This is a genomic window from Brevundimonas sp. GW821-FHT10A07, assembly GCF_059415785.1.
This window is the reverse complement of record NZ_JBWKNX010000023.1, coordinates 21,109-46,007: the sequence shown is the minus strand read 5'-3', so window position 1 is coordinate 46,007 and position 24,899 is coordinate 21,109. Positions and strand designations below refer to the sequence as shown.

General features: G+C 67.6%; 27 protein-coding genes. 8 read left to right on the top strand and 19 right to left on the bottom strand.

Annotated features, from left to right (window positions below; all coding sequences use genetic code 11):
* Positions 1–167 precede the first annotated feature (167 nt).
* The gene (recO, locus tag AC07NC_RS16175; RefSeq protein WP_426025987.1) at positions 168–899 is read right to left on the bottom strand and encodes a DNA repair protein RecO; all 732 of its coding nucleotides are present in this window, start codon (positions 897–899) and stop codon (positions 168–170) included.
* Positions 899–1,399 (bottom strand): nuclear transport factor 2 family protein, encoded by a 501-nt coding sequence (locus tag AC07NC_RS16170; RefSeq protein WP_494570145.1) that lies wholly within the window; start codon positions 1,397–1,399, stop codon positions 899–901. Before AC07NC_RS16170 ends, recO begins: the two co-directional genes overlap by 1 nt.
* A gap of 190 nt (positions 1,400–1,589) precedes the next feature.
* Between AC07NC_RS16170 and scpC the strand changes: the two genes are divergently transcribed.
* The gene (gene scpC, locus AC07NC_RS16165) at positions 1,590–3,101 is read left to right on the top strand and encodes a succinyl-CoA:acetate CoA-transferase ScpC (protein ID WP_494570144.1); all 1,512 of its coding nucleotides are present in this window, start codon (positions 1,590–1,592) and stop codon (positions 3,099–3,101) included.
* Positions 3,102–3,108: 7 nt separating this feature from the next.
* Here scpC and AC07NC_RS16160 read toward each other — a convergent pair whose 3' ends face one another.
* The 10 genes from AC07NC_RS16160 to folK form a co-directional block, all read right to left on the bottom strand.
* A complete protein-coding gene (locus tag AC07NC_RS16160) occupies positions 3,109–4,344 on the bottom strand; it encodes a serine hydrolase domain-containing protein (RefSeq protein WP_494570143.1) in 1,236 nt (411 codons plus the stop codon).
* Between the two features lie 15 nt (positions 4,345–4,359).
* The gene (gene era / locus AC07NC_RS16155; protein WP_292148442.1) at positions 4,360–5,307 is read right to left on the bottom strand and encodes a GTPase Era; all 948 of its coding nucleotides are present in this window, start codon (positions 5,305–5,307) and stop codon (positions 4,360–4,362) included.
* The gene (gene rnc / locus AC07NC_RS16150) at positions 5,304–6,014 is read right to left on the bottom strand and encodes a ribonuclease III (RefSeq protein ID WP_494570142.1); all 711 of its coding nucleotides are present in this window, start codon (positions 6,012–6,014) and stop codon (positions 5,304–5,306) included. The genes era and rnc overlap by 4 nt, the downstream gene beginning before the upstream one ends.
* Positions 6,014–6,979, bottom strand: coding sequence for a signal peptidase I (gene lepB, locus AC07NC_RS16145; protein ID WP_494570141.1), 966 nt, complete (start codon positions 6,977–6,979; stop codon positions 6,014–6,016). The genes rnc and lepB overlap by 1 nt, the downstream gene beginning before the upstream one ends.
* Before the next feature lie 58 nt (positions 6,980–7,037).
* Positions 7,038–7,439, bottom strand: a complete 402-nt coding sequence (acpS, locus tag AC07NC_RS16140) for a holo-ACP synthase (protein WP_154726192.1) — start codon at positions 7,437–7,439, stop codon at positions 7,038–7,040.
* Entirely contained in the window at positions 7,436–8,176 is a 741-nt protein-coding gene (locus AC07NC_RS16135; protein ID WP_008264343.1) for a pyridoxine 5'-phosphate synthase, read from the bottom strand. The genes acpS and AC07NC_RS16135 overlap by 4 nt, the downstream gene beginning before the upstream one ends.
* Before the next feature lie 24 nt (positions 8,177–8,200).
* A complete protein-coding gene (pyrE, locus tag AC07NC_RS16130) occupies positions 8,201–8,785 on the bottom strand; it encodes an orotate phosphoribosyltransferase (protein WP_008264313.1) in 585 nt (194 codons plus the stop codon).
* 38 nt (positions 8,786–8,823) lie between these two features.
* Positions 8,824–10,995 (bottom strand): RelA/SpoT family protein, encoded by a 2,172-nt coding sequence (locus AC07NC_RS16125; protein ID WP_494570156.1) that lies wholly within the window; start codon positions 10,993–10,995, stop codon positions 8,824–8,826.
* A 119-nt stretch (positions 10,996–11,114) separates the two neighbouring features.
* Positions 11,115–11,474: a DNA-directed RNA polymerase subunit omega gene (gene rpoZ / locus AC07NC_RS16120; RefSeq protein ID WP_008259724.1), complete on the bottom strand. Its 360-nt coding sequence runs from the start codon at positions 11,472–11,474 to the stop codon at positions 11,115–11,117.
* Between the two features lie 84 nt (positions 11,475–11,558).
* Positions 11,559–12,134: a 2-amino-4-hydroxy-6-hydroxymethyldihydropteridine diphosphokinase gene (folK, locus tag AC07NC_RS16115; protein ID WP_494570140.1), complete on the bottom strand. Its 576-nt coding sequence runs from the start codon at positions 12,132–12,134 to the stop codon at positions 11,559–11,561.
* Between folK and AC07NC_RS16110 the strand changes: the two genes are divergently transcribed.
* From AC07NC_RS16110 to AC07NC_RS16100, 3 genes are all read left to right on the top strand, one after another.
* The gene (locus AC07NC_RS16110; protein ID WP_154726187.1) at positions 12,133–12,675 is read left to right on the top strand and encodes a LabA-like NYN domain-containing protein; all 543 of its coding nucleotides are present in this window, start codon (positions 12,133–12,135) and stop codon (positions 12,673–12,675) included. The two genes, folK and AC07NC_RS16110, sit on opposite strands and share 2 nt — an antisense overlap.
* Entirely contained in the window at positions 12,672–13,310 is a 639-nt protein-coding gene (locus tag AC07NC_RS16105) for a uracil-DNA glycosylase (RefSeq protein ID WP_008260955.1), read from the top strand. The genes AC07NC_RS16110 and AC07NC_RS16105 overlap by 4 nt, the downstream gene beginning before the upstream one ends.
* A 100-nt stretch (positions 13,311–13,410) precedes the next feature.
* Positions 13,411–13,605 carry a hypothetical protein gene (locus AC07NC_RS16100; protein ID WP_035309522.1) on the top strand — a complete coding sequence of 65 codons (195 nt, stop codon included), beginning with the start codon at positions 13,411–13,413 and terminating at the stop codon, positions 13,603–13,605.
* Positions 13,606–13,615: 10 nt separating this feature from the next.
* On the opposite strand, the gene smpB is transcribed toward AC07NC_RS16100, so the two are convergent.
* Together smpB and dapA are read right to left on the bottom strand one after the other, a co-directional pair.
* Positions 13,616–14,089 (bottom strand): SsrA-binding protein SmpB, encoded by a 474-nt coding sequence (gene smpB, locus AC07NC_RS16095; protein WP_008259266.1) that lies wholly within the window; start codon positions 14,087–14,089, stop codon positions 13,616–13,618.
* Positions 14,089–14,973 (bottom strand): 4-hydroxy-tetrahydrodipicolinate synthase, encoded by an 885-nt coding sequence (dapA, locus tag AC07NC_RS16090; protein WP_008260157.1) that lies wholly within the window; start codon positions 14,971–14,973, stop codon positions 14,089–14,091. Before dapA ends, smpB begins: the two co-directional genes overlap by 1 nt.
* A 125-nt stretch (positions 14,974–15,098) precedes the next feature.
* Here dapA and AC07NC_RS16085 point away from each other — a divergent pair, with 125 nt between their 5' ends.
* Positions 15,099–17,159 carry a lytic transglycosylase domain-containing protein gene (locus AC07NC_RS16085; RefSeq protein ID WP_494570139.1) on the top strand — a complete coding sequence of 687 codons (2,061 nt, stop codon included), beginning with the start codon at positions 15,099–15,101 and terminating at the stop codon, positions 17,157–17,159.
* Here the strand turns inward: AC07NC_RS16085 and AC07NC_RS16080 are convergent.
* The 4 genes from AC07NC_RS16080 to AC07NC_RS16065 are packed head-to-tail and all read right to left on the bottom strand — an operon-like array spanning position 17,153 to position 20,317.
* Positions 17,153–17,908: an ABC transporter ATP-binding protein gene (locus AC07NC_RS16080; RefSeq protein WP_494570138.1), complete on the bottom strand. Its 756-nt coding sequence runs from the start codon at positions 17,906–17,908 to the stop codon at positions 17,153–17,155. The genes AC07NC_RS16085 and AC07NC_RS16080 overlap by 7 nt on opposite strands.
* Positions 17,905–18,894 carry a FecCD family ABC transporter permease gene (locus AC07NC_RS16075; RefSeq protein WP_494570137.1) on the bottom strand — a complete coding sequence of 330 codons (990 nt, stop codon included), beginning with the start codon at positions 18,892–18,894 and terminating at the stop codon, positions 17,905–17,907. Before AC07NC_RS16075 ends, AC07NC_RS16080 begins: the two co-directional genes overlap by 4 nt.
* Positions 18,891–19,691, bottom strand: a complete 801-nt coding sequence (locus AC07NC_RS16070; RefSeq protein ID WP_494570136.1) for an ABC transporter substrate-binding protein — start codon at positions 19,689–19,691, stop codon at positions 18,891–18,893. Before AC07NC_RS16070 ends, AC07NC_RS16075 begins: the two co-directional genes overlap by 4 nt.
* A complete protein-coding gene (locus AC07NC_RS16065) occupies positions 19,688–20,317 on the bottom strand; it encodes a TetR/AcrR family transcriptional regulator (RefSeq protein WP_494570135.1) in 630 nt (209 codons plus the stop codon). Before AC07NC_RS16065 ends, AC07NC_RS16070 begins: the two co-directional genes overlap by 4 nt.
* 131 nt (positions 20,318–20,448) lie before the next feature.
* On the opposite strand from AC07NC_RS16065, the gene AC07NC_RS16060 reads away from it, so the two are divergent.
* Genes AC07NC_RS16060 through AC07NC_RS16050 form a run of 3 tightly spaced genes read left to right on the top strand, consistent with a single transcriptional unit; the run spans position 20,449 to position 23,570 of the window.
* The gene (locus tag AC07NC_RS16060; protein ID WP_494570134.1) at positions 20,449–21,834 is read left to right on the top strand and encodes a glycosyltransferase family 2 protein; all 1,386 of its coding nucleotides are present in this window, start codon (positions 20,449–20,451) and stop codon (positions 21,832–21,834) included.
* Between the two features lie 18 nt (positions 21,835–21,852).
* Complete coding sequence (locus AC07NC_RS16055) at positions 21,853–22,764, top strand: RsmD family RNA methyltransferase (RefSeq protein WP_494570133.1); 912 nt, start codon at positions 21,853–21,855, stop codon at positions 22,762–22,764.
* Positions 22,761–23,570, top strand: a complete 810-nt coding sequence (locus AC07NC_RS16050) for a TrmH family RNA methyltransferase (RefSeq protein WP_040349581.1) — start codon at positions 22,761–22,763, stop codon at positions 23,568–23,570. Before AC07NC_RS16055 ends, AC07NC_RS16050 begins: the two co-directional genes overlap by 4 nt.
* On the opposite strand, the gene AC07NC_RS16045 is transcribed toward AC07NC_RS16050, so the two are convergent.
* Positions 23,567–24,853, bottom strand: a complete 1,287-nt coding sequence (locus AC07NC_RS16045) for an MFS transporter (protein WP_494570132.1) — start codon at positions 24,851–24,853, stop codon at positions 23,567–23,569. The two genes, AC07NC_RS16050 and AC07NC_RS16045, sit on opposite strands and share 4 nt — an antisense overlap.
* Positions 24,854–24,899: the final 46 nt, after the last annotated feature.

Here is a 24,899-nt window from a genome sequence, read left to right as displayed (position 1 = left end):
CCCCCCACAACCATGACGCGCCATGGGGCGTGGCGTGAATTTCCCGCGGTTGTTTTTCGAGATCTGAAGCACGGCTCAGGCGACGCAGCGGCGTCAGGCCTGCAAGGCGCCCAAGAAAGCGAGCCCCGCGCCGAATTGGCTATGGGGCTTGAACCCAGGGCCGTCGCTTAGAGACGTCCCGTCTCGGCCAGCCGGTCCAGCATCCAGACCCGTGCGGCCGGCAAGGGCTTGTTCTGCGGGTGGAAGACGAACTGTTCCAGAAAATGGCCGGTCAGGTCGAACCCCGCCCTGACGTCGCCCTCGACCAGCCCCGCCTGCGCCCCCAGCATGAAGGGCGGCAGGCTCAGCATCTTGTCGGCATAGGGGGCGCCGGCTTCGCGGCTGACCGCCCGCCCGGTGCGGGGGCTGACATAGATCAGGTCGTCCGCCGTCCCCGTCGCCGCACATTTCGACAGATCGAGGCCGAAGCCCAGGTCTTCCAGCAGCCCCGCCTCGAACCGCACGAAGATGGCCGGCCAGACGTCCGGAAGGGCGAAGGCCCCCATCAATGCCTCAAAGGCCAGGAAGACGCCGGGATGCGGCTCGCGCTCAGGCAAGGCCCCCTGCGCCACCCCCGCGGCCGCCGCCAGGCCGGTCAGGGCCAGGGCGTCGTCGAACAGGGCGCTGGGGCCCTCGCCCACCGGCTCCAGCCGCGCCCCGCCCAGATGATCCGATGTCCGCGCGCGATAGTCGGCCACGACCCGCGCCCCGGCCTGCAGGAAGGGTCGCATCTTGCGGGACGCCCCGCCGGCCACATAGGCCGCGCGCCGTCCATGGCTTTCGGTCAACAGATCCACCACGGCGCCGGTGTCCCCATGGGCGCGCGCCGACAGGACAAAGGCCTCTTCATGAAAATCCATCAGTGCGCGGGATCCGCGTCAGGCCGGGCCTCGACCGGAGACTGAACCAGAGCCACCACGGCCTTCGCCTTGTCGTTCGGAATGGGCATGCTCAACACATACTGCTCGATCTTCCAGCCGTCCTCGGTTCGGCGCAGCACGCCGGAACCGCGCGTCAGCCCATAGGCGTCGTTGTCCAGCAGTTCGTCGAACCAGACGATGCAGCGACAGTCGCCGGGCGCCAGGGTCGTGACCCGGTCGTGGGGCCGATAGGTCCACCCCTGCCCCCGCGAGAAATAGGGCGCCGCATAGGCCTTGAACTGAGCCAGCGACCACCGCTCGGTCGCGTCGGTGCCGATGAAGCGGGCGTCGGGCGTGAACAGGCCGAAATAGGCGTCGGCGTCAGCATGCGAAGCCGCCACATGCATCTGATCCACCACGGCCTCGGCCGCGACCACGGGGTCCTCCGTAGATTGCAGGGGGACGGACATCAGGGCCAGGGCGGCGAGAGCGGCGATCATGGGTTCGTTCTACTCCTGTTCTCGACTTTCGAAAACAGGCTAGCCGCCGGAGCTGGCCTCCTGAATATTTGACGAGGATCATGGACGAAGCGGGCAAGCTCGACCAAGGTCTAATGGACCGTCGAGACCGCGACGCCCAAGTCCAGCCCCGCCTTGCAGGCCCTCCCCGGCCGTAACCTTGAAGAGCTCCATGTCGCGTATCCGCAGCCAATCCCTGCGCTCCAAGCTGATGTCCGCCCAGGACGCCGCCGCCCTGATTCCCGCCGGCTCCACCGTGGGCATGAGCGGCTTCACCGGCTCGGGCTACCCCAAGGCGGTGCCCTCGGCTCTCGCGGCGCGGATCGAGGCCGCCCACGCGGCCGGCGACGCCTTCCGGCTGAACCTCTGGACCGGCGCCTCCACCGGGCCGGAACTGGACGGGGCCCTGGCCAAGGCCGACGGGATCGAACGCCGCCTTCCCTACAACTCCGACCCTATCGCGCGTGAGAAGATCAACTCGGGCCAGATGGACTATCTGGACATGCACCTCAGCCAGCTGGCGCCCATGGTCTGGCAGGGCGTCCTGGGTCCGCTGGACACCGCCGTGATCGAGGTTTCGGCGATCAACGCCGACGGCAGCCTGGTGCCCTCCTCCTCCATCGGCAACAACAAGACCTGGCTGGACCGGGCCGAGCGCGTGATCCTGGAGGTCAACGCCTGGCAGAACCCGGCGCTGGAGGGGATGCACGACATCTATTACGGCACCGCCCTGCCGCCCAACCGTGTGCCCATCCCCCTGACCCGGCCCGACCAGCTGATCGGCCAGCCGACCCTCCGCTGTGATCCGGCCAAGATCGTCGCTATCGTCGAGACCGAGGCCCCCGACCGCAACCTGCCCTTCGCCGCGCCCGACGCCAACGCCCGCGCCATCGCCGGTCACCTGATCGAATTCCTCAAGCACGAGGTCCACGTCGGTCGCCTGCCCACCGCCCTGCTGCCGCTGCAATCGGGCGTCGGCAATGTCGCCAACGCCGTGCTGGCAGGCCTGATGGACAGTCCGTTCGAGCGGATGGCCGCCTATACAGAGGTGATCCAGGACGGGATGCTGGACCTGCTGGACGCCGGCAAGTTGACCGTCGCCTCCGCCACCGCCTTCTCCCTCAGCCCGGAGGCGGCGGCGGACATGAACAGTCGCATGGAGCAGTTCCGCGGCAAGATCATCCTGCGCCCGCAGGAAATCTCGAATCATCCCGAACTGATCCGCCGCCTGGGCTGTATCGCCATGAACGGCCTGATCGAGGCCGACATCTACGGCAACGTCAACTCGACCCAGGTGATGGGATCGCGGATTCAGAACGGCATCGGCGGTTCCGGGGACTTCTCGCGCAACGCCTTCATCTCCTGCTTCGTGACGCCTTCAACGGCCAAGGGCGGCGCCATCTCGGCCATCGTGCCCATGGCAAGCCACGTCGACCACATCACCCAGGACGTCCAGGTCATCGTCACCGAACAGGGCCTTGCCGACCTGCGCGGCCTGTCGCCGAAACAGCGGGCCAAGCTGATCATCGCCCACTGCGCCCACCCCAAATACCGCGATGCGCTGAACGACTATTACGACCGTGCGCTGAAGGGCTCCTACGGCCTTCAGTCGCCGCATCTGCTGAACGAAGCCCTGTCCTGGCACCAGCGCTACATCGAAACGGGGTCGATGCTGCCGACCTGACGGGCGGTCAGCGGGCCAGGGTCGTGGGGAAGTCCCGGCCCAGGGCCTCGGCCATGGCCTGCTGGCTGATCAGGAAGACCTGGTCGCGGAGGTGATAATTGTTCGACAGCACGATCACCGTCACATCGGCCTCGGGCTGATAGAGCATCAGGTTGCGGAACCCGCCCCAGCTGCCGGTGTGATAGATCTGGCGATCCTGGAAACTGGGCCGAACCTGATCGCCCAGCCGGTTCGAGAAGATCCCGTATCCCCAGTCGCGGCGCGGACGGCCCCGTTCCTTGGGCGTGTCCGCCGGCGCATGGTCGGCCAGCATCTGCTGATAGCTGAACGGCTTCAGCAGCGCCCCCCTGTGCAGCGCCCTCTGCCAGACCAGCAGATCGTCCAGGGTCGAATAGACCGCCCCCGCCCCCGCGACGATGGAGGTGTTGGCGTTCGGCTGGGCCGCCAGTCCGGCCGGGAAGTTGGCGTAGCCCATGATCACCCCATGGTCGCCGCCGCCCAGGTCCAGCCCGCTGTCCTTCATGCCCAGAGGGCCGAAGAAGGTCTCGCGCATATAGGCGTCATAGGGCCGGCCGCTGGCCTTCTCGACGATGGCCGCCGCCAGGTTGAAGCCCGCATTGTCGTATCGGACCTTGGTTCCCGGCGCGAACTGCAGGCCGAACCGCTTCGAATCCTCGGTCAATTCGGCCAGTGTCGCCGGCGTGGTCCGACGCATGCCCCAGCCCGGCCGCGCCATCAGGTCCGGTATTCCGGAGGTGTGCGACAGCAGGTGGCTGATCCGCACCGGCTCCCACGCCTTCGGGCACGGCTGGATCCATTTGCACACGGGGTCGGAGATGCGCAGCCTTCCCTCGTCCTGAAGACGCAGGATGGCCGTGGCGGTGAACTGTTTGGAGATCGAGGCCAGGCGAAACCGGGAATCCAGCTTCAGCGGCCGATCCTGCTCATAGTTCGCCTCGCCATAGACCTGACGGAACAGCACCCGGTCGCCCTTGGCCACCAGCACCGCGCCCATGAAACGCCCGGCGGCGGCCTCACGGTCCAGTCGCGCGGCCAGTTGCGGCAAGTCCTCGACCACCACCAGGGGCGGACGCGGCGGCGTGTCGGGACGTATGGAGGCCAGTACCGCATCGCTGGCGGGTTTCACGGCCGTGGAGAAGCCCGCCCAGACCGCGCCGCCGAGGATCAGCGCCCCAAGGACGCCCAGAACGAGCCGGGGATGGCCCCCAGGGGTACGCGGCACTTCAAACACGGGAACTCAGACGTCGAAATCGAGACCGAACTGGGCGTAGAGCGCCCGTGAATCCTGCCATTTCGGATCGACTTTCACCGTCAGGAACAGGTGGACCTGACGGCCGAGGATCTCGTTCAGCTCCTCGCGCGCCTTCTGGCCGATCCATTTCAGGGTCTGGCCGCCCTTGCCCAGGACGATGGGCCGCTGGCTCTCGCGCTCGACATAGATGGTCTGTTCGATCCGGGCCGAGCCGTCGGCGCGGTCCTCGAAACTGGTGGTCTCCACCGCCGCCGAATAGGGCAGTTCCTCGTGGACGCGCAGATAGACCTTCTCGCGCGTGATCTCGGCCGCCAGAACCCGCACCGGCACGTCCGCCGCCTGATCCTCGGGATACAGCCACGGCCCCTTGGGCATCGACCGCGCCAGCCGCTGCTTCAGGTCCTCGACCCCGTCGCCGTTGGCGGCGGAGATCATATAGACCTCCTCATAGACGCCGCTCTCGAACAGTGTCTGCGACAGGGCCAGCAGGGTGTCGCGGCGCATGCCGTCGATCTTGTTCAGCGCCAGGATGACCTTCGTCCCGGTGGACTGAAGATTGGCGATGATGGTCTCGGTGTCCTCGGCCGAGCGGCGATCGGCCGCCGTGCCTTCACGGCCCTCGGCGTTGATGTGCGACTGGGCGTCGATCAGGTGGACGACCACGTCCGCGTCCTGCGCTCCGCCCCAGGCCGAGGCGACCATGGCCCGGTCCAGCCGACGGCGCGGGGTGAAGATGCCGGGGGTGTCCACCAGAACGATCTGGGCGTCGCCTTCCATGGCGATGCCGCGCACCGGGAACCGTGTCGTCTGCACCTTCTGGGTGACGATGGAGACCTTGGATCCGGTCAGCCGGTTGACCAGCGTGGACTTGCCGGCGTTCGGCGCGCCGATGATGGCGGCGAAGCCCGCGCGCTGGTTTTCGATATCGGTCAAATGACGCCTTCACGTTTGAGGAGAGCCGTTGCGGCCGCCTTCTCCGCCTCCTGACGCGAACGCCCCTGTGCGGTCAAGGGCTCCACGCCCTCGACGGACACCTCGACGGTGAATGTCGGCGCATGATCCGAACCCGTCCGATCCGCAACCCGATAAGTCGGCAGCGGTCGGCCCTTGGCCTGGGCCCACTCCTGCAGCGCCGACTTGGGGTTGGTCACGGTCCGCGACGGCGGGGCGGAAAACTCTTCCGCCCAGGCCTTGTCGAAGAAGGCTCGCGCCGCCTCCAGCCCCCCGTCCAGATAGACGGCCGCCAGGATGGCCTCGACCGCGTCGGCGATCACCCCGGCCTTGCGGCGCCCCCCCGTCTTGGTCTCGCCCGGCGACAGCCGCAGCGCAGCGCCGACGCCCAGGGCCTCTCCCACGCGCGCGCAGGCGGTCTTGTCGACCAGGGTGTGCAGGCTGGACGAGAGCTGGCCCTCGTTGGCGGTGGGATAGTCCCGCGACAGCTTCTCGGCCACCAGCAGGCCCAGCACCCGGTCGCCCAGAAACTCCAGCCGCTCGTTGTCGCGCGGACCATGCACACCCACCGGCGCGCCCTCGCCCACGCTGGCGTGGGTCAGGGCGCGTTCCAGCAAGGCCGCATCCCTAAAGGCATGACCAATGCGTGTCTGAAGCGCCGCGACCGCCTCGGCCCGTAAATTGGCCATCAGTGCAGGACGTTGAAGAACCGGTCGAGCCGCACGTTGAACCAGCTCACAGGGTTCCACAGCGACGATCCGGGCTTCCACGAGAACAGGATGATCTGCGCCTTGCCGACCAGGTTCTCGGCCGGGACCATGCCCACGCCGCTGGACTGTTCGACCCGGCTGTCGATCGAGTTGTCGCGGTTGTCGCCCATCATGAAGTAGTGGCCGACCGGCACCTCATAGACCGGGGTGTCGTCCAGGTCGTTGCCGGGGCCGAAGTCCTGGGTCATGAAGCTCTTGCCTTCCGGCAGGGTCTCGCGGACCTCGGCGATCGGGTGCGCGCCGAAGATGTCGTCGATCTCACCCTGGCTGACGACGACGTCCTGAACCGGCTTGTCGTTGATATACAGCTTGTTGGCGATCATCTGGATGCGGTCGCCCGGCAGGCCGATCACCCGCTTGATGAAGTCGGTCTTGTCGTCACGCGGCAGCTTGAACACCACGATATCGCCGCGCTTGGGCGCCGAACCCATGATGCGGCCGTCGAACAGCGGTGGGCTGAACGGGATCGAGTGTTTCGAATAGCCGTAGGACCATTTCGACACGACGATATAGTCGCCTTCGTACAGGTTCGGCTCCATCGAGGCCGACGGGATGGTGAAGGGCTGGAACAGGAAGATCCGCAGCACCATGGCGATCAACAGGGCGAAGAAGATCGTCTTGACGATCTCGACCGTTTCGTCGCCGGCGCTCTGTTCGCCCTTGGCCTTGTTGGCGGGCTTGCGCGCATAGACCGGAGTCGTCGGCTCGTCCTCGAACGGCGCATCCCCCTTGTCGCTCCAGACCGGGCGCTTTTCGGCGGCGGGATCCTTCACCGCCTCCACAGGCGCATCGGCCTCGGACGCGGCGAAGACTTCCTCCGGCGTGGCGTCGGTCGCGTTGGTCTGGGCAGCATCGGCGTCGTGCGGCTTCTGGTCTTCGCTCATGCGATCAAGCATCCCCTTGCCGCGTCTGCGCGGTCGTCTCGTGACGGGTATATCGCGATTACGACAGCGGCAAGGCTTCGATCACCACGAAGGCGAGTGCATAGGGGTGTTCATCGCTGAGGGTCAGGTGAATCCTCGCCTCATGACCCGCCGGCGTCAGTCGCGCCAGATGGTCGGCGGCGTGGCCCGTCAGGGCCAGGGTCGGCTGGCCGGAGCGCAGATTCACCACCCCCATGTCGCGCCAGTAGACATCGGCTCTCATCCCGGTGCCCAGGGCCTTGGCGCAGGCCTCCTTGGCGGCGAACCGCTTGGCGTAACTCCAGGCGGGATCAGGCTTGCGGTCCGATCGCGTCCGCTCCAGATCGGTGAAACAGCGCTGTTTGAACCGCTCGCCGAACCGATCCAGCGAGGCCTGGATTCTCCGAATATCGGACAGGTCCGCCCCGACGCCGAGGATCACAGGGCGGCGTCCATCGCCGCCCGCATGCGGCGGATGGCGGAATCCAGGCCGACGAAGATGGATTCGCCGATCAGGAAATGGCCGATATTCAGCTCACGCACTTCGGGGATCGCCAGCATGCGGGGCGCCGTGTCGTAATCCAGCCCATGGCCGGCATGGACCTCGAGCCCCAGGATGTCGGCCTGGGCGGCGGCGGCGGCGATCCGTTCGAACTCGACCTCCCGCTCGCCGGGATCGGTCAGCAGGCAATAGCGGCCCGTGTGGAACTCCACCACCTGGGCGCCGACGGCGGCGGCGGCCTCGACCTGGTCTTCCGACGGTTCGATGAACAGGGACACCCGGATGCCCGCCTCGGCCAGGGCCTGGGCGACAGGCGCGATCCGCGCCTCGTGCCCCGCGACGGCCAGACCGCCCTCGGTCGTGACCTCCTCGCGCCGTTCGGGCACCAGACAGGCGGCGTGGGGCCGATGGCGCAGGGCGATGGCCAGCATCTCCTCCGTCACCGCCATCTCGAAATTCAGGGGCTTGCCCGCCCGGGCGCACAGGGCGCTCAGAACATCGATGTCGGCGTCGGTGATATGGCGACGGTCCTCGCGCAGATGGGCCGTGATGCCGTCGGCGCCGGCGGCCAGCGCCGCCTCGGCGGCACGGGCCGGATCAGGATGCGTCCCGCCCCGCGCGTTCCGCACGGTGGCGACATGATCGATATTGACGCCCAGCCTGACCCGTTCGCGCATCTCAGCTCCTCGCCAAACCGAACATCACTTCGAAAGTCTGCGGCTGCCGGGATCCTCGACCGGCAAAGCCGCCAATTCCGGCGGCAAGGCGTCGGCCGGATAGGCCGGCACTTCCAGCGAGGCCAGGGCGATCAGGGGCACGCCCACATCCGCCTTGCCCCCAGACCGATCGACGATACAGGCGGCCGCAACCACTTCGCCTCCCGCAGCCTGGATGGCGGCGATGCATTCGCGCGACGACAGGCCCGTGGTGACGATGTCCTCGACCATCACCACCTTCTGTCCCGGCTCGACCGAGAAGCCGCGCCGCAGCTTGAACTGCCCGCCTTCCCGCTCGACATACATCGACGGCACGCCCAGGTGACGCGCGGTCTCATATCCCGGAATAATCCCGCCGACCGCCGGCGAAATGGCGACATCCACCGGACCCACGGTCGCGACGATCTTGTCCGCCAGGGCCTTGCACAGGCGTTCGCAGCGGTCGGTCTGCATGAAGACCAGGTTCTTCTGCAGGAAGACCGGGCTGTGCAGGCCGGACGACAGGACGAAATGGCCTTCGCGCAGGGCGCCGGCGTCACGGAATTCGTTGAGGACGTCTTGGGTGTTCATGGCGCGGTCTTAGCGCCTGGAACCGTCGTGTCAAAGGCTCAGCCTCGACCGCGATCGACGTTGTCGACGGATGGATTGGCCCGCAGCGCCGCCATGAGCATGGTCGCGTGTTTGGCGTCCTCGACCTCGACGTCGATGGTCACATCGAAGAAGTCCTGCTGGCGGTAGGCCATCGACAGGTTGATGATATTGCCGCCCGCCTCGCCGATCAGGGTCGTCACCTGCCCCAGCACCCCCGGCGCGTTGCGAATGGTCGCATTCAGACGAACCGCCGCAACGGCGTCTGTCTCGGCCTGGGGCGTCCATTGCAGGTCGTGCCAGACCGAGTCGTCATCGGCGAAGGCCGCCAGGGACTGGCAGTCGATCGTATGGACCGTCAGGCCGATCTCCGGCTCCAGGATGCCGACGATCCGATCACCCGGCACCGGGGTGCAGCACTGACCGAAGTGAACGCTGACGCCCGGCGTCAGTCCGCCGCCGCGCACGAACAGACGGGCGGTGTCGCTTTCGATCCGTTGTTTCTCGGGTCCGGCCTTCAGCCGCCCCTTCATGGCGGGGAACAGGGTCTCCGCCACCGTCGTCGGCGACAGTCGGCCGCGACCCAGGCTTTCGAACACATCATCGTCACCGGCGACCGCCAGGGTCTCCAGAATCGGCTTCAGCGACACCTCGGCCAGGGTCTTGTCTATTCGGGCCAGGGTCTGCTGCAGGGCGATTCGGCCCAGTTTGACGAACTCCTCGCGTTCCGAAGTCCGGATGTGGCGGCGGATGGCCGAACGGGCCCGGCCCGTGACCGTCAGGCTGCGCCAGTCGGCGGGCACTTCGCGTTTGGCCCCGCGGATGATCTCGATCACGTCGCCGTTCTGAAGCGGCGTCCGCATCGGCTTCAGTTCGCCGTTGACCTTGACCCCCACGGCCGTGTCCCCGACCTCGGTGTGGACCGCATAGGCGAAGTCCAGCGGCATGCCGCCGCGCGGCAGGGTCACCAGCCGCCCCTTGGGCGTGAAGACGAACACCTGGTCCAGGTACATTTCGAGCTTGGCGTGCTCGACCCAGTCTTCGCCGCCCTCGCCGTGCTCGATCACCTGAACGAGATGGCGCAGGTTCTGCAGCGGATCGCGTCCGCCGCCCTTGGCCATGGCCTCGCGGTCGAATCCATAGGACTGGTTCTTGTAGCGCCAATGGGCCGCCACGCCGTCTTCCGCCACGCGATCCATCGCCTCTGTGCGGATCTGCATCTCGATCCGGAGGCCGCGCGGCCCGACCACAGTGGTGTGAAGCGAGCGATAGTTGTTCGACTTGGGCGTCGAGATGAAATCCTTGAACCGTTCCGGCACCATCGGCCATTCGCGGTGGATGACGCCCAGAGCGCGATAACAGTCGTCTTCCGCTTCAACGATCACGCGGAAACCGTAGATGTCCGACAGTGACGAAAACCCGACCGACTTGCGCTGCAGCTTGCGCCAGATCGAATAGGGGGTCTTTTGCCGCCCGAACACATGGGCGCCCACGCCCGCCTCGGACAGAACCCGCTCGACCTCGCCGGACACGCCTTCGATGGCGCGGCCATGCTCCAGCTTCAGCGCCTCCAGCCGCCGTTCGATGGCCGTCTTCGCCGTCGGATTCAGATAGGTGAAGGCCAGTTCTTCCAACTCGGACGCAATCGAGTGGATGCCGATCGACCGTCCCAGCGGGGCATAGACTTCCAGCGTCTCGCGGCTGATCCGTTCGCGCTTCTCCGGCTTGACGTACTGGAGCGTGCGCATGTTGTGCAGCCGGTCCGCCAGCTTGACCAGCAGCACCCGCACATCCCGGCTGATGGCCAGGATGAATTTACGCAGGTTCTCGGCCTGGCGGGTGTGCTCAGCCTGAAGCTCCAGCCGGCTCAGCTTGGTCACGCCCTCGACCAGAACGGCGACCTCTTCGCCGAACATCTGGGCGATGTCGTCGCGCGTCGCCGAGGTGTCCTCGACCACGTCGTGCAGCAGGGCCGTGACGATGGTGGCTGTGTCGAGCTTGTAGTCGGTCAGTATGCCCGCGACCTGGATCGGGTGGGCGAAATAGGGATCGCCCGAGGCCCGCATCTGCGAGCCGTGCATCTTCATCGCATAGACATAGGCGCGGTTCAGCAGCGCTTCGTCGGCGGTAGGGTCATAGGCCTTGACGGCCTCGATCAGCTCGAACTGACGAAGAACCGGCGCACGCTTGATGGCGGGGGCCGGTTCTGCAGTCGTTGAAACAGGTTCGTTTTTGTTTGCAGTTTGGGGCGCCGGCGGAACCGTCTCGGTCCGCGCCGGCAGGATAGTGACGCCAGGGGCTCCCTCGGGCGTCAGTACCGCTCCTCCTGACCGCCGTCGCGGTCGCTTTGCAGCGCGCGGATCAGCTCGGCCTCGGCCATGTTCATGTGTTGCGGTTCGGCCAGCAGGGCGACGGTTTCCGCCTCGTCCTCGGCTTCGGTGCGCTCATCGACGCGTTGCAGGGTGGTGATGATGGTTTCGCGCAGTTCGTCCGGCACGACGGTGTCGTCGGCGATCTCGCGCAGGGCGACGACCGGGTTCTTGTCGTTGTCGCGGTCGATCGTCAGGGCGGCGCCGTTGGCGATGCTGCGGGCGCGGTGGCCGGCCATCAACACCAGACCAAAGCGGTTCGGTACCTTTTCGATGCAGTCTTCGACGGTGACGCGGGCCATGAAATTCCTCGAACGCGGGGGAGAACCGCGTGAAATACAGATAGGGACTGACTTTTGCAACGCCAGAGCGGCGAAAGTGCGGCCTCAGACCGGATGGGCGTCGCGCCCCACCGTCGCCGAAGCCGCCAGGGCCTGGGCGACCCCGCCGTGGGGATGGATCCAGTCCGGCGCGATCTCCGCAATCGGCCCCATCACGAAGCGGCGCTCGGCCGCGCGGGGGTGCGGCAGGATCAGCCCGTCCAGGTCCCCGCTCAGTCGACCATAGGCGATCAGGTCCAGATCCAGCGTGCGCGGGGCGTTGCGGACCGATCGCTGACGGCCGAAGACATCCTCGATCCGCCCCAGGGCCGCCATCAGCGCGTGGGGGTCATGGCGCGTGGCGACAATGACCACCCCGTTCAGGAACGGCGGGTCCTGCGGATCGGGCCAGGCCATGGACGACCACCAGGACGACCGCGCCACCACATCGACGCCCTCGCTGCGAAAACGCGCCAAGGCGGCCTCCAGCGCCTCGCGGCAGGAGGCCCAGACCCCCTTGTCATTGCAGCCCAGCGCCACGATGACTGCAGCGTCCAGATCGGGCGCGCCGTCGATTCCCACATCGACCGCAGCGTCCGGCCGGGCGCCATTTTCTTCATTTCTTTTGACGGCCTCGACCATGTTTCATTCCACCGACCGCCTGGCGATCTTCATCGACGGCTCGAACCTGTATTCCGCCGCCCGCGCCTTGCAGCACGATATGGACTTCAAGCGGATGCTGGACTGGTTCCGCGAGAAATCCATCCTGACGCGCGCCTATTATTACACGGCGGTGGTCGAGGGCGAAGAGTTCTCGCCGGTAAAGCCCCTGGTGGACTGGCTGGACTACAACGGCTTTTCGGTCGTGACCAAGCCGGTGAAGCGCTTCACCGACGGCCAGGGCCACAGCCGGATCAAGGGAAATATGGATATTGAGATCGCGGTGGACATGCTGGAACTGGCCCCCCGCCTGGATCACGCCGTGCTGTTTTCCGGCGACGGGGACTTTCGGCGACTGGTGCAGGCGGTGCAGGCGCAAGGCGTGCGCGTCACTGTCGTCTCGACCCAGAAGACCCAGCCGCCGCATATCGCCGACGAACTGCGTCGCCAGGCCGACGCCTTCCTTGATCTGAACGACCTGATGGCCGAGTTCGGCCGCCCCAAGACCGGCGCCGGTCAATGAGCCTGAGACCCGAGCCCCCCCGCGACTGCCCCCTGTGCCCGCGCCTGGTCGAGTATCGCCAGGAGAACGCCCGCCAGAACCCCGACTGGTGGAACGGCCCCGCCCCGTCCTTCGGCGATCCGAACGCCCGGCTGCTGGTCGCGGGTCTCGCGCCCGGCCGCACCGGCGCCAATCGCACGGGGCGGCCCTTCACCGGCGATCACGCCGGCTGGCTGCTGTACGACACCCTGAAAAAAGCCGGCTTCGCCCAGGGCCACTATGATCCGAACGGCGACGACGACCTGACGCTAGTGGACTGCATGATCACCAACGCGGTCCGCTGCGCCCCGCCCGGCAACAAGCCGCTGCCGATCGAAGAGACGACCTGCCGCCCCTTCCTGATCGACCGCCTGGCCTTGCTGCCGAATCTGAAGGTCATCGTGACCCTGGGCGACGTCTCTCGCCGCAACATCCTCAAGGCGTTCGGCCGGCCGGCCTCGGCCATGCCGGCCGGCCATGGCGCAGAGGGCGAGGCCGGCGGATACGTCATCCTGAACTCGTATCACTGCTCCCGATTGAACACGAACACCGGCCGGCTGACCCCGGCCATGTTCGAGGCGGTGTTTGATCGGGCGCGCGAGATCATCGCCCGCTAACCCTCTACTGTTGCGTGCGTGTCGCACGACTCTGCCATGCTGAAATAAGGCGGAACAGAGGCGAGCGTTCGGCGTTCGTCTCCCAGCGGGAGGCTGGACGATGCGACGCACTGACGGATTATTCACGCGACGCGAGCGCAGGATCGCGATCCTGGCCGCGGTCCTCGTGATTGTGATCACGGCCCTGGCCCTGATCACAGGCGGCCTTTTCCATCCGTCCACAGGGACCGGAGGCGCGGGCGGCTATGGTTTCGCTGATCTGCCGGGCGTCACGGACGCCCGGCCGCTGGGGTAGTGCTCGGACCTCAGCCCTTGTCGCGCATCAGACGGGCCTTGTCGCGCTGCCAGTCCCGTTCGGCCGAGGCTTCACGCTTGTCGTGCAGCTTCTTGCCCTTGGCCAGGGCGATCTCCAGCTTCGCCTTGCCCGCGTCGTTCAGATACAGCTTCAGCGGAATGATCGTCTGACCGTCGCGCTGCACCGCCCCGATCAACCGGTCGATCTGCTTCCTGTGCAGCAGCAGTTTGCGTGGTCGGCGCGGCTCGTGATTGAAGCGGTTGGCCTGCTTGTACGGCGGGATGTCGGCGTTGATCAGGACGATCTCGCGCCCCTCCACCGCCGCATAGCTTTCGGCGATATTGGCCCGTCCGTCCCGCAGCGCCTTGATCTCGGTGCCGAGCAGTTGAATGCCCGCCTCGATATTGTCCTCTAGGAAATAGTCGAACCGCGCGCGGCGGTTCTCAGCGATGACCTTGGACTTCGACTGCGGCTGCGGCGCCATCAGACGACGCCCGCATCCGCCATGGCGCGGTCGATCAGCGGCTTGACCCCTTCCGACGTCGGCGACAACGGCAGCCGCGCCTCCTCGCTGCACAGGCCCAACCGGGCCAGGGCGTATTTGGTCGGAGCCGGAGAATTGTCGAGGAACAGCGCCTTGCACAGGCCGATCAGTCGATTCTGCCAGTCGCGGGCGGTGGCGTAGTCGCCGGCCGCCGCCGCATTGTGCAGGGCGACCATGGCCTCGGGCGCGACATTGGACGCCACCGAGATCAGTCCGACCCCGCCACAGGCGTGATAACCCAGATAGCTGGAATCATCGCCCGAGATCAGGTCGAATTGGCCGTCGATATTGGCGCGCATCCAGCTGACCCGGCTCATGTCGCCGGTGGCGTCCTTGACGCCGACGATGTTCGGATGGGCCGCCAGCCGCGCTACCGTCTCATTGGCCAGATCGACTCCCGTACGCGACGGGACGTTGTAGAGTAGGATCGGCAGTTGAACGGCGTCGGCGATAGCCTCGAAATGCGCCGCCATGCCCGCCTGCGAGGGGCGGATATAATAGGGAGTGACGATCAACGCCCCATCCGCACCCACCGCCTTGGCGTGCCGGGTCAGGTCGATGGCTTCCTTGGTGTAGGGCGATCCGGTTCCAGCGATGACGCTGACGCGTCCCGCCACCAGCCGTACGCACAGGTCGATCACATGCTTGTGCTCGTCCAGGTCCATGCTGGCGCCCTCGCCCGTCGTGCCGACGGGCACCAGCCCGTCGACGCCTGCGGCGATCTGTCTTTCGATGAGCGTGGCGAATGCGGCTTCGTCCACGTTTCCGTCATGAAGTGGTGTGATCAGGGCGGTGATCACGCCCTTGAACAAGGGGGCGGTCATGGGACTAGCTAGCCTGCGTGGGGAGGGGCGATGGACGGATGTCCAGAACCTCTGTCTTGAGAGCGCGGGACGTTAGGTCGCCAGCGGCCTCGCCGCAACCGGGATGAATGAGAACAGGAAATATCATGATTGCGACCAGTCTGGCTGCGGCCCTCGCCGTCATCGCCCCGACCCCGCAGGACGCCCTTCCCGGCCAACCTGTTCCCTATTCCGCCGTTTCACAATCCGTGCCGGGTTACAGCCCCACCTATCAGGGCCGCGTGCTCGATGACCAGGACACGGCCCTGTTCCGTCAGGGCCTGGCGGCGGCGCGGGCGCGCGATATCCCCGGCGCCCAGGCTGCGATCTCGCAGATGCGCGACCCCACGGCGCGCAAGCTGATCGAGTGGGCCCTGATCGACACCTCGGGCGAACAACTCTCCTACGCCGAACTCGCCCAGGCCCAGACGGCCTTGAAGGGCTGGCCGCGCGCCGAATCACGTCGCGCCGCCGCAGAATCGGTTCTGGACCGCGTCGGAGCCACGCCGGACGCCGTCATGGCTCTCTTCTCCGACCACCCGCCCGAAACCGTACAAGGCGCCATCGCCAACGCCTCGGCGCTCGAACAGCGCGGACGTCACCGCGAGGCCCGCGCCCTGATTCGCGACTGGTGGCGGACCCGATCCTTCGACGCCGAGCCGCAATCGCGCATCCTCGCGCGCTGGGGCGGGGAACTGACCCCGGCCGATCACGAGGCGCGACTGAACATGCTGTTGCTCGGTCCGCACGGCCCGGCGACGCGCGCCATGCTCGATCTAGTCTCGCCGGAACGGGCGGCCGTCGCCAATGCGGTCATGAGCCTGCGCACCGCCTACAGCCCGGACGCCGTGGTCGCCGCCCTGACGCCCGCCCAGGCCGCCGATCCGGCGGTGACGCTGGAACGGGTGCGCATCCTGCGCTCTCAGAACCGCCAGTCGGAAGCCTTCCCCCTGCTGGCCAACCTGCCGCCCGCCCCGGCTCATACCGCAGGCGACAACACCCTGTGGACCGAGCGCCGCAACTATTACCTCGACGCCCTGCAACAGGGGAATTGGCGCGCCGCCTATGACGCCATGAACGGCCACGGCTTCACCTCCGGCGACCGGATGGTGGACGCGGAGTTCTTCGCCGGCTGGGTCGCCCTAACCAAGCTGAACCAGCCCGAGGTCGCCGCCCGCCATTTCGAGGCCCTGCGCACCGCCTCCTCCACCCCGATCACCCAGGGTCGGGCCTACTACTGGCTGGGCCGGGCGGCCGAGGCCCGCGGCGAGCGCGACGCCGCACTCGGCTATTACCGCAACGGCGCCCAGCATTGGCAGACCTTCTACGGCCAACTGGCGGCCGAGAAAGCCGGAATGACCACCCTGACCCTGCCCGGCGAACCGGCCCCGACCCAGGCCGACATCGCCCGATTCGAGGCCAATGAGCTTGTCCGCGCCACGCGAATCCTGGGCGAGACCGGCGAGACCAGCCTGCTGCGGGTCTTCGCCTATCAACTCGACAACGACCTGCCGACTATCGAGGATCTGGCCCTGCTGATGGACCTGACCCGCAGCTATGGCGAAGGCTTCACCGCCATGATGGTCGGCCGCGCCGCCAGCCAGCGCGGCTTCGTCCTGCCCGAACGCATGTACCCCGTGCGCGTCCCGCCCCAGGTCGCCGGCGCCGCGCCGCTGGAATTCACCCAGGCCATCACCCGCCAGGAATCCAGCTTCGACCCGCGCGCGCGCTCCGGCGCCGATGCGCGCGGAATGATGCAGTTCCTGCCCGCCACGGGTTCGGGCGTCGCCCGTCGCCTGGGCATGGGCTTCTCGGCCGAACAGCTGTGGGATCCGGACTACAACATGACCCTGGGCAGCTATCACCTGGGCGAGCTTATGGCGGCCAACAACGGCTCCATGCTGCTGGCGACGGTCGGCTACAACGCCGGTCCGGCCCGGCCGAGCCAGTGGATCGCCCGCTGTGGCGACCCCCGCGGCGATTCCAATGCGGCCATCGACTTCATCGAATGCGCGCCCTTCACCGAGACGCGCAACTATATGATGCGGGTGATGGAGAATATGGCGGTCTACAAGGCCCGGCTGAACGGGGGATCGGCCCCGCTGACGACTTCGTCCGACATAGCACGCGGCGCGGCCGCCGGTCCCCGTCCCTACGCCGCCTACTGAGCCCGGCGGGCCGCCAGCAGCGGCCCGTCCGGCCCCTCGATCCAGGTCCCGTCCAGGCAGAAGACCTGGCGCAACACGGGTTGCGCCAGGGCGTCCAGGGGCGCGGCGTCGGCGACGATGCGTCCGCCGTCCAGCACGACCACCCGGTCCGCAAAGGCGGCGGCCAGGGTCAGATCGTGCAAGCTGACCAGCACCCCGGCGGCGGCTCTAGACCGCGCCCGCAGTTGTTCCAGCACCAGTCGCTGAGCGTCCGGGTCCAGACCCGCCGTCGGCTCGTCGGCCAGCAGAAGCGGCGCATCGACCACCAGGGCCCGCGCCAGCAGAACCCGCGCCCGCTCGCCGCCCGACATTTCGGCCACCCCTCGATCCGCCAGATGACCCGCCCCGACGGCCAGCAGCGCTTCCTTGGCCCGATCCAGGGCTGCGTCGCCCGCCAGGAAGGGCGCGCCCAGGGCGGCCACCTCCACCGCAGGCAGATTCCAGGCGATCCGCCGCTCCTGCGGCAGATAGGACAGGCGTTCGGCTCTCTGACGCGGCGATAGACGACCGATGTCGTCGTCGCCCAGTCGCACCTCGCCGCTTTCTGCCGCCAGCAGTCCCGCCGCCGCCCGGATCACGCTGCTCTTGCCCGCCCCGTTCGGGCCGCACAGGGCCACGACCTCGCCGGCCGAGACGGTCAGGCTGACCCCATCCAGCACCCGCTCACGCCCGATCCTGGCCCGGACGGCGTTCAACGACAACAGGCTCACAGCCGCCACTCCCGCGCCGCCCGCCAGGCGATCAGGGCGAACAGGGGCGCGCCGATCAGGGCTGTGAACACCCCAAGCTTCAGTTCCTGATCCGTCGGCGTCAACCGCGCCAGCAGGTCGGCGACCACCAGCATCAAGCCACCGGCCAGGGCCGAGGGCGCCAGGATCCGCCCCGGATCGCCCCGCACCGCCGCCCGCACCAGATGGGGCGCCGCCAGACCGACGAAGCCGATCACGCCGGCCACGGCCACCGCCGCCCCCGTCGCCACCGCCGCCGCGACCAGAGCCAAGGCGCGAACCCGCCCCATGGACAGACCCGACGCGGCCGCCGCCTCGTCGCCCAGGGTCAGCATCCGCAACCCTCCCGCCGACAGGCCGGCGAAGACCGCCGCGACGACCACCGCGGGCGTGACCCAGGCCACATCGACCCAGCTGCGGTTCTGCACCGACCCCAGCAGCCAGGACATCACCTCGGCCTGGGCGATGGGCGACGGCGACAGGTTGAAGATCAAGGCCGTGGCCGCCCCGGCGAAACTGGACAGGGCCACGCCGAACAGGATCAGAGCCTCCGGCGCCCGCATCAGGCCCGAGGCGACGATCAGCAGACCGCCCGCCGCCGCCGCCCCCAACAGGGCGGACATCTCGACCACGCCCGCCACCCCGGCGCCGCCCAGGACAATGGCCAGGGCCGCCCCCAGGGCCGCTGTCGCCGACACGCCCAGAACGCCGGGATCCGCCAGCGGATTGCGCAACAATCCCTGCATCACCGCCCCGGCCAGACCCAGCGCGGCCCCGACCGCCAGGGCGCAGACCGCGCGCGGCGCGCGCACCTGCCACAGGACCACCCATGGGCCGGACGACGGATCGCTGAAGGCCGCCGCATACTGGGCGGCGTCAAAGGGCGTCTCGCCGATCAGCACGGCCGCCGCCAGGGCCGCGAGGATGACCAGTCCCAGGATCAGGCAAAGCCTCAACATCCGGCTCATGGCCGCCCTCTCGCCATCATCTCGACCCCGTCGGCCGCGAACCAGGCCGGACAGGTCAGCACCGCCGCCGGCAGTTTCGCCGCCGTCCGTCCCTGGGCTGCGCGCCGGACCACCGGATGCCGCCCCGGTCCGCGCCAGTCAGCCCGCAACTGATCGAAGAAGCCCAGTACGAACCGGATCGGCGGCTCCATCGCGATCCGCTCGACGCTGATGGCGCCGAACCCCGGCGCCGCCGTCAGATTGCGAAACCCGGCAGCCCGGATCATCGCATCCATCAGGGTGCCGGGTCCGGAGGTGAACCCGCCCGAGGTCAGATAGACCGCGCCCGGCCGGGGGCGGTCCGGCGCCGCCGCCCGGTCAAGTTTGGCCTGCATGGCCCGCTCCAGCCGTGCGCCGCGTTCCACCTGGCCCAATTCCCGGGCCGCCGTGCGGATATTGGCGCGGACCCCGTCCATATCGGTCGCGTCCGCAATGGTGACCACCGTGACGCCCCGTGTTTGCAGAAGGTTCAGCAGCCTGGGCTCCCCGCCCCAGTAGCGCACGACCACATCCGGCCTGAATCCCACAGCCGCCTCCAGCGTCGGCCGCAGACGCCTGTGGCCCGCCGCTTCGCGCCTTAACCAGGCGTCGGGATCGTCGGCGCGCGGCGACAGGGCCAGATCGGCGTCCGGGGCCAGGGCCAGAACGTACTGGTCGGCGCACTGGTCCAGGGCCATGACCCGCAACGGACGCGCCTGCGCGCCCTGGGCGACGGCCATGGCCGCGACCGCCGCCGCCAGCCCCCAAGCACGGTTCACGATTTCAGCAGGCCGGAAAAGACGGCGTCCAGGGTGGTCTTCACCAACACCTCGCGCTCCGCCCAAGGGAAATAGGGTTTGGTGATCATCAGGGAGACGACGCCATGGGCCGAGGCCCAGATCGATTGGGCGATCGTGCGGGGATCCCCTTCCATCCGCCCTGCGGCCACGGTTTCACCGACCAGGGTCTCGAAGGCCGCGAAGACCCCCGCCCCCAGTTCCTGCGACAGGCTCTGGGCGCCGTCGCGCGCCTCGACAGGACGGGTCAGATAGATCAGGCGATAGGCGTTCGGATTGGCGAATCCGAAATCGACGTAGACCTCGATCATGCGCCGAAGGCGAACCTCGGGCGGCCCATTGAGGGCGGACAGGGATTCAGCTGCCGTGATCAGCTCACCGAACGCGTGGCGGCAGATTTCCTGCAGGATCGCGCCCTTGTCGGAGAAATGCATATAGAGGGCGGTCGAAGACAGGCCGACCTCGTCGGCGATCTTGCGGATCGTCGCCCCTTCATAGCCGTACTCGACGAAGATGCGTTCGGCCGCAGCGAGGATCTCGCCACGCCGTGAATGGCCCTCGCCCTTGGGTTTGCGACTGGAACGCGAGGATGGCGAAACGACGGGCAACGGCGACTCCGGATCTGGCCCGCCCTGAATAGCGACAATCTGTCATCGACGCCAATCGCCGCCTCGAAGAACACGGTTGCGCGAAATGCGTATTTCTAGTTGTGTTACGCCGGGCGCGGGGGCGAACGGACATGACGACGAGGGATGCGGCGCAAACCGGCGCGGCGCGGCGAATGCCGACCTTGGGGCAGGCGATCATGGTCGCGAGCCTGGCGACGGCGCTTGTGGCCGCAGGGATCGTCTGGCCCCGCTCGACGCTTTCGGCGTCGTTCATCGGGATTCAGATGGGCTTCGTCGCCTCGGCCCTGTGGCGCGCGGCCCTGGTCATCGCCAGTCTTCGTCCTGCCCCGTCGTCGCCCAAACCCTCCCGGTGGCCGCGTTACACAATTCTGGCCGCCCTTCATGACGAGGCGGCCGTCGTGCCCCAGCTTATCCAGCGCCTGTCGAAAATCGACTATCCGCGGCGTCAGCTCGAAGGTTTTCTCGTGCTGGAAGCCCATGATCAGGCCACCATAAATGCGGCCAAGGCTGCGCGCCGGCCGAGCTGGCTCCGGATCCTCGTGGTCCCGCCGGGCGCTCCGCAGACCAAACCCCGCGCGCTGAACCACGCCCTGGCTTTCGCGACAGGCGAGCTCCTGACCATCTATGACGCCGAGGACGAACCGGATCCCGGCCAGTTGCGCGAGGCGGCCTCACGTTTCGCCGGTCAGCCGCGATTGGGTTGCCTTCAAGCGCCCCTGCGGATTCGCCGGCGCAACGCCGAACTCTCGACCTTCCTCGACCGCCAGTTCGCCTTCGAATACGCCGCCCTGTTCGAAGTCAATCTTCCCGGCATGGCGAAGCTGAACCTGCCTTTTCCTCTGGGGGGCACCAGCAATCACCTGCGAACCGCCGCCCTTCGTCGGGTCGGGGGCTGGGACGCCTACAACGTCACGGAAGACGCCGATCTGGGCTTCAAGCTCTGGTCCGCGGGATGGCGGCTGGGGGTGCTCGAAAGCCCGACCTGGGAAGCCCCGCCGGGAGCGCTGGAACGCTGGCTGCCGCAACGCACCCGTTGGCTGAAAGGCTATATGCAGACCTGGGGCGTCCACACGCGTGCGCCTCGGGCCCTGGGCCGGCGCGGCCAGCTGTCGCTGGCCATGACGCTGGGCGCCGCCATCGTCTCGGCGGCTTCCCACGCGCCCACCCTGGCCTGGCTCATTGCGGCCCTGATGGTCGCCCTCAACATCGGCATGGCTCCAGTCGTGCCTTTGGCCTCCTTCGCCGTCCTGGCCGTGGGCGTCATCGCCGCCTGGATGGGCTGTGCGGCGGGCGCAAAACGGGCCGGGCAGGACTACAGGCTGACCGACATGTTGGCCGCGCCCGCCTACTGGTCCCTGCTCAGCCTGGCCTTCATCCATGCCCTTTGGCGGCTGATCGTCGCCCCCTATGCATGGGACAAGACGGCCCACGACGCCGAGATCGACGCCGAATGCACGTCCGTGATGACGGTGGACGCTGGACGCGAGGCCGCCTGACCGCCTATCAGCCGCACAATGGTGCCCCTGCTCTCCCCCACCCCCGAAACCCTCGTGACCCGCGGCTGGTCCGACTACGCCCTGTTGGACAGTGGCGACGGCAAGAAGCTGGAGCGCTACGGCCGCTACACCGTGGTCCGCCCCGAGCCCCAGTGTTTCTGGTCCCCGCGCGATCCGACCGCCTTTGACAAGGCCACGGCCACCTTCGATCCCCAGCAGGAGGAGGAAGACTCCGGCCGCTGGAAGTTCGACCAGCACGGCCCCGTCGACGCCTTCCCCCTGAAATGGCGCGACGTGAAATTCACCGGCCGCTTCACCCCCTTCCGCCACCTGGCCTTCTTCCCCGAACAGGCCGCCAACTGGGAATGGCTGGACAACCGGGTGCGCAGATTCTCGCGCCAAGCCGGCAGAGCGCCCAAAATCCTGAACCTCTTCGGCTACACCGGTGTCGCCAGCCTTGCGGCCGCCGCCGCTGGGGCCGAGGTCACCCACGTCGACGCCTCGAAGAAATCGGTCGCCTACGCCCGCGAAAACGCCGAACAGTCCGGCCTGTCCCAGCACCCGATCCGCTGGATCGTCGAAGACGCCCGCAAATATGTCGCCCGAGAAGTGCGTCGCGGGTCCAAGTACGACGGCATAATTCTCGACCCGCCGAAATACGGGCGCGGCCCGACCGGCGAGGTCTGGCGCCTGTTCGAGGACATGCCGCTCCTGCTGAAGGACTGCGCCGCCCTGCTGGCAGACGACGCAGACTTCCTGTTGCTGAACGCCTATGCCGCCCGGGTCTCGGGCCTGTCCCTGGCCCATCTGATGGCCGAGGCGACGCATGATCGCGGCGGCCGCATCGACTGGGGCGAACTGGCCCTGTCCGAAGACGGCCCGGACGCCCGCGCCATCGGCCTGTCCTTCTTCGCGCGGTGGATCCGATGAGCGCCAGAGACGAATATCGCGTCATCACCTCGCTGACGAACGACACGATCAAGAGCGTCCGCGCCCTCCACATGCGCAAGGAACGCGACCTGACCGGCGCCTTCCTGGCGGAGGGTCTGAAGTTCATCGGCGAGGCCCTGGACCTGGGCCGCGCGCCCCGGATGCTGCTGGTCGGCGAGGAAGCCCGCCCCCACCCCCTGCTGGACCGGGCCAAGGCCGAGACGCGCAAGGCCGGCGGCGACATCATCATCGTCACCCACGCCATCCTCGAAAAGATCAGCCGCCGCGACAATCCCCAGACCGTGCTGGGCGTGTTCGACCAGGCCTATGCGCCGCTGGACAGCCTGGACCCGACGTCAGCGCCCTGCTGGGTGGCCCTGGAACAGGTGCGCGATCCCGGCAATCTGGGCACCATCATCCGCACCGCCGACGCGGCCGGATGCGGCGGCGTCATCCTGATCGGCGACTGCGTCGATCCCTATTCGGTCGAGGCCGTTCGCGCAACCATGGGCTCGGTCTTCGCCGTCTCGATCACCAGGACCGACCCGGAGGCCTTCCTGGCCTGGCGCAAGACCTGGCCCGGCAGCGTCGTCGGCACCCGCCTGGACGCGACCGTCAGCCACCGCTCTGCGGTGATGCAAAAGCCGTCGCTGATCCTGATGGGCAATGAACAGGCGGGCCTGACCGACCAACTGGCCGCCGCCTGCGACGTCAACGTCAAGATCCCGATGCGCGGCCGGGCCGACAGCCTGAACCTGGCCATCGCCACCGGCATCATGGTCTACGCCGCCACGGACGAGGCTTAAAGCTCGGTCTCCGGGCTGACCCGTCCCATGCCCCACAGGGCCAGGATGGTCACCACCGCCGACAGGGCCAGATAACCGCCGACCGCCGCCAGCCCATAGTTCTGCGCCAGCCAGGTCGCCAGATAGGGCGCCAGCGACGCCCCGACGATCCCCGCCAGATTGAAGGCCATCGACGCCCCCGTATAGCGGACCGTCGTCGGGAAGGGCCGCGCCATCGCTGCGCCTATGGGGCCATAGGTGCAGCCCATCAGCCCGAACCCCAGGGCGAAGAAGATCAGCAGTCCGGTCAGACCGGCGCCGAACAGGGGCGCGAACAGGGCGCCGAACAGGCCGATCCCGACTGACGAGGCGATCAGCACCTTCACCTGCCCATACCTGTCCGCCAGCAGGGCCGTCACCGGAATGAAGGCGGCGAAGAACAGCACCCCGATCAGCTGGATCGGCAGGATGTCCGCCCGCTCATACCCCATGCCCGTCGTGGCCCACCCCAGGGCGAAGACGGTCATCAGATAGAACAACGAGAAGGTCGTGACCCCGCTGAATGTCCCCAGAAACAGCGCCATCTTGTGATGAGCGAACAGGGTGACGGCCGGCGCCTTGACCCGTTCGTTGCGATCCACCGCCTTCTGGAACTCGGGCGTCTCGGTGATCTTCAACCGCACCCAGAGACCGACGAACACCAGGATGGCGCTGGCCAGGAAGGGGATGCGCCACCCCCAGGCCTCGAACTGGGTCTCGCTCATGGTCGAGGTCAGGACGATGAAGGAGGCGGTCGACAGGATGAATCCGATCGGCGCGCCCAACTGCGGGAACATGCCGAACCAGGCCTTCTTGCCGGGCGGGGCGTTCTCGGTGGCCAGCAGCACCGCCCCGCCCCATTCGCCGCCCAGACCCAGTCCCTGTCCGAACCGGCACAGAGCCAGCAACAGCGGCGCGATCACCCCGACCGCCGCATGGGTCGGCAACAGGCCGATGGCCACGGTCGACAGGCCCATGGTCATCAGGGCCGCCACCAGCGTCGCCTTGCGCCCCACCCGGTCCCCGAAATGCCCGAAGGCCAGGGCGCCGACCGGCCGCGCGAAGAAGGCGATGGAGAAGGTGGCGAAGGACGACAGCATGGCCGTCGTCGGATCGGCGCCGGGGAAGAACAGCTTCGGAAACACCAGCACCGCCGCCGTGGCGTAGATGTAGAAGTCATAGAATTCGATCGTGGTGCCGATCAGGCTGGCGAAAAGAACCCGCCCCTTCCGGGCGGTCGGCGAAACAATCTTTGCGTCAGACACGGTGAAATCCTGCTTGGGAGCAAAGCCAATGCTTTGCCCGTCCCGC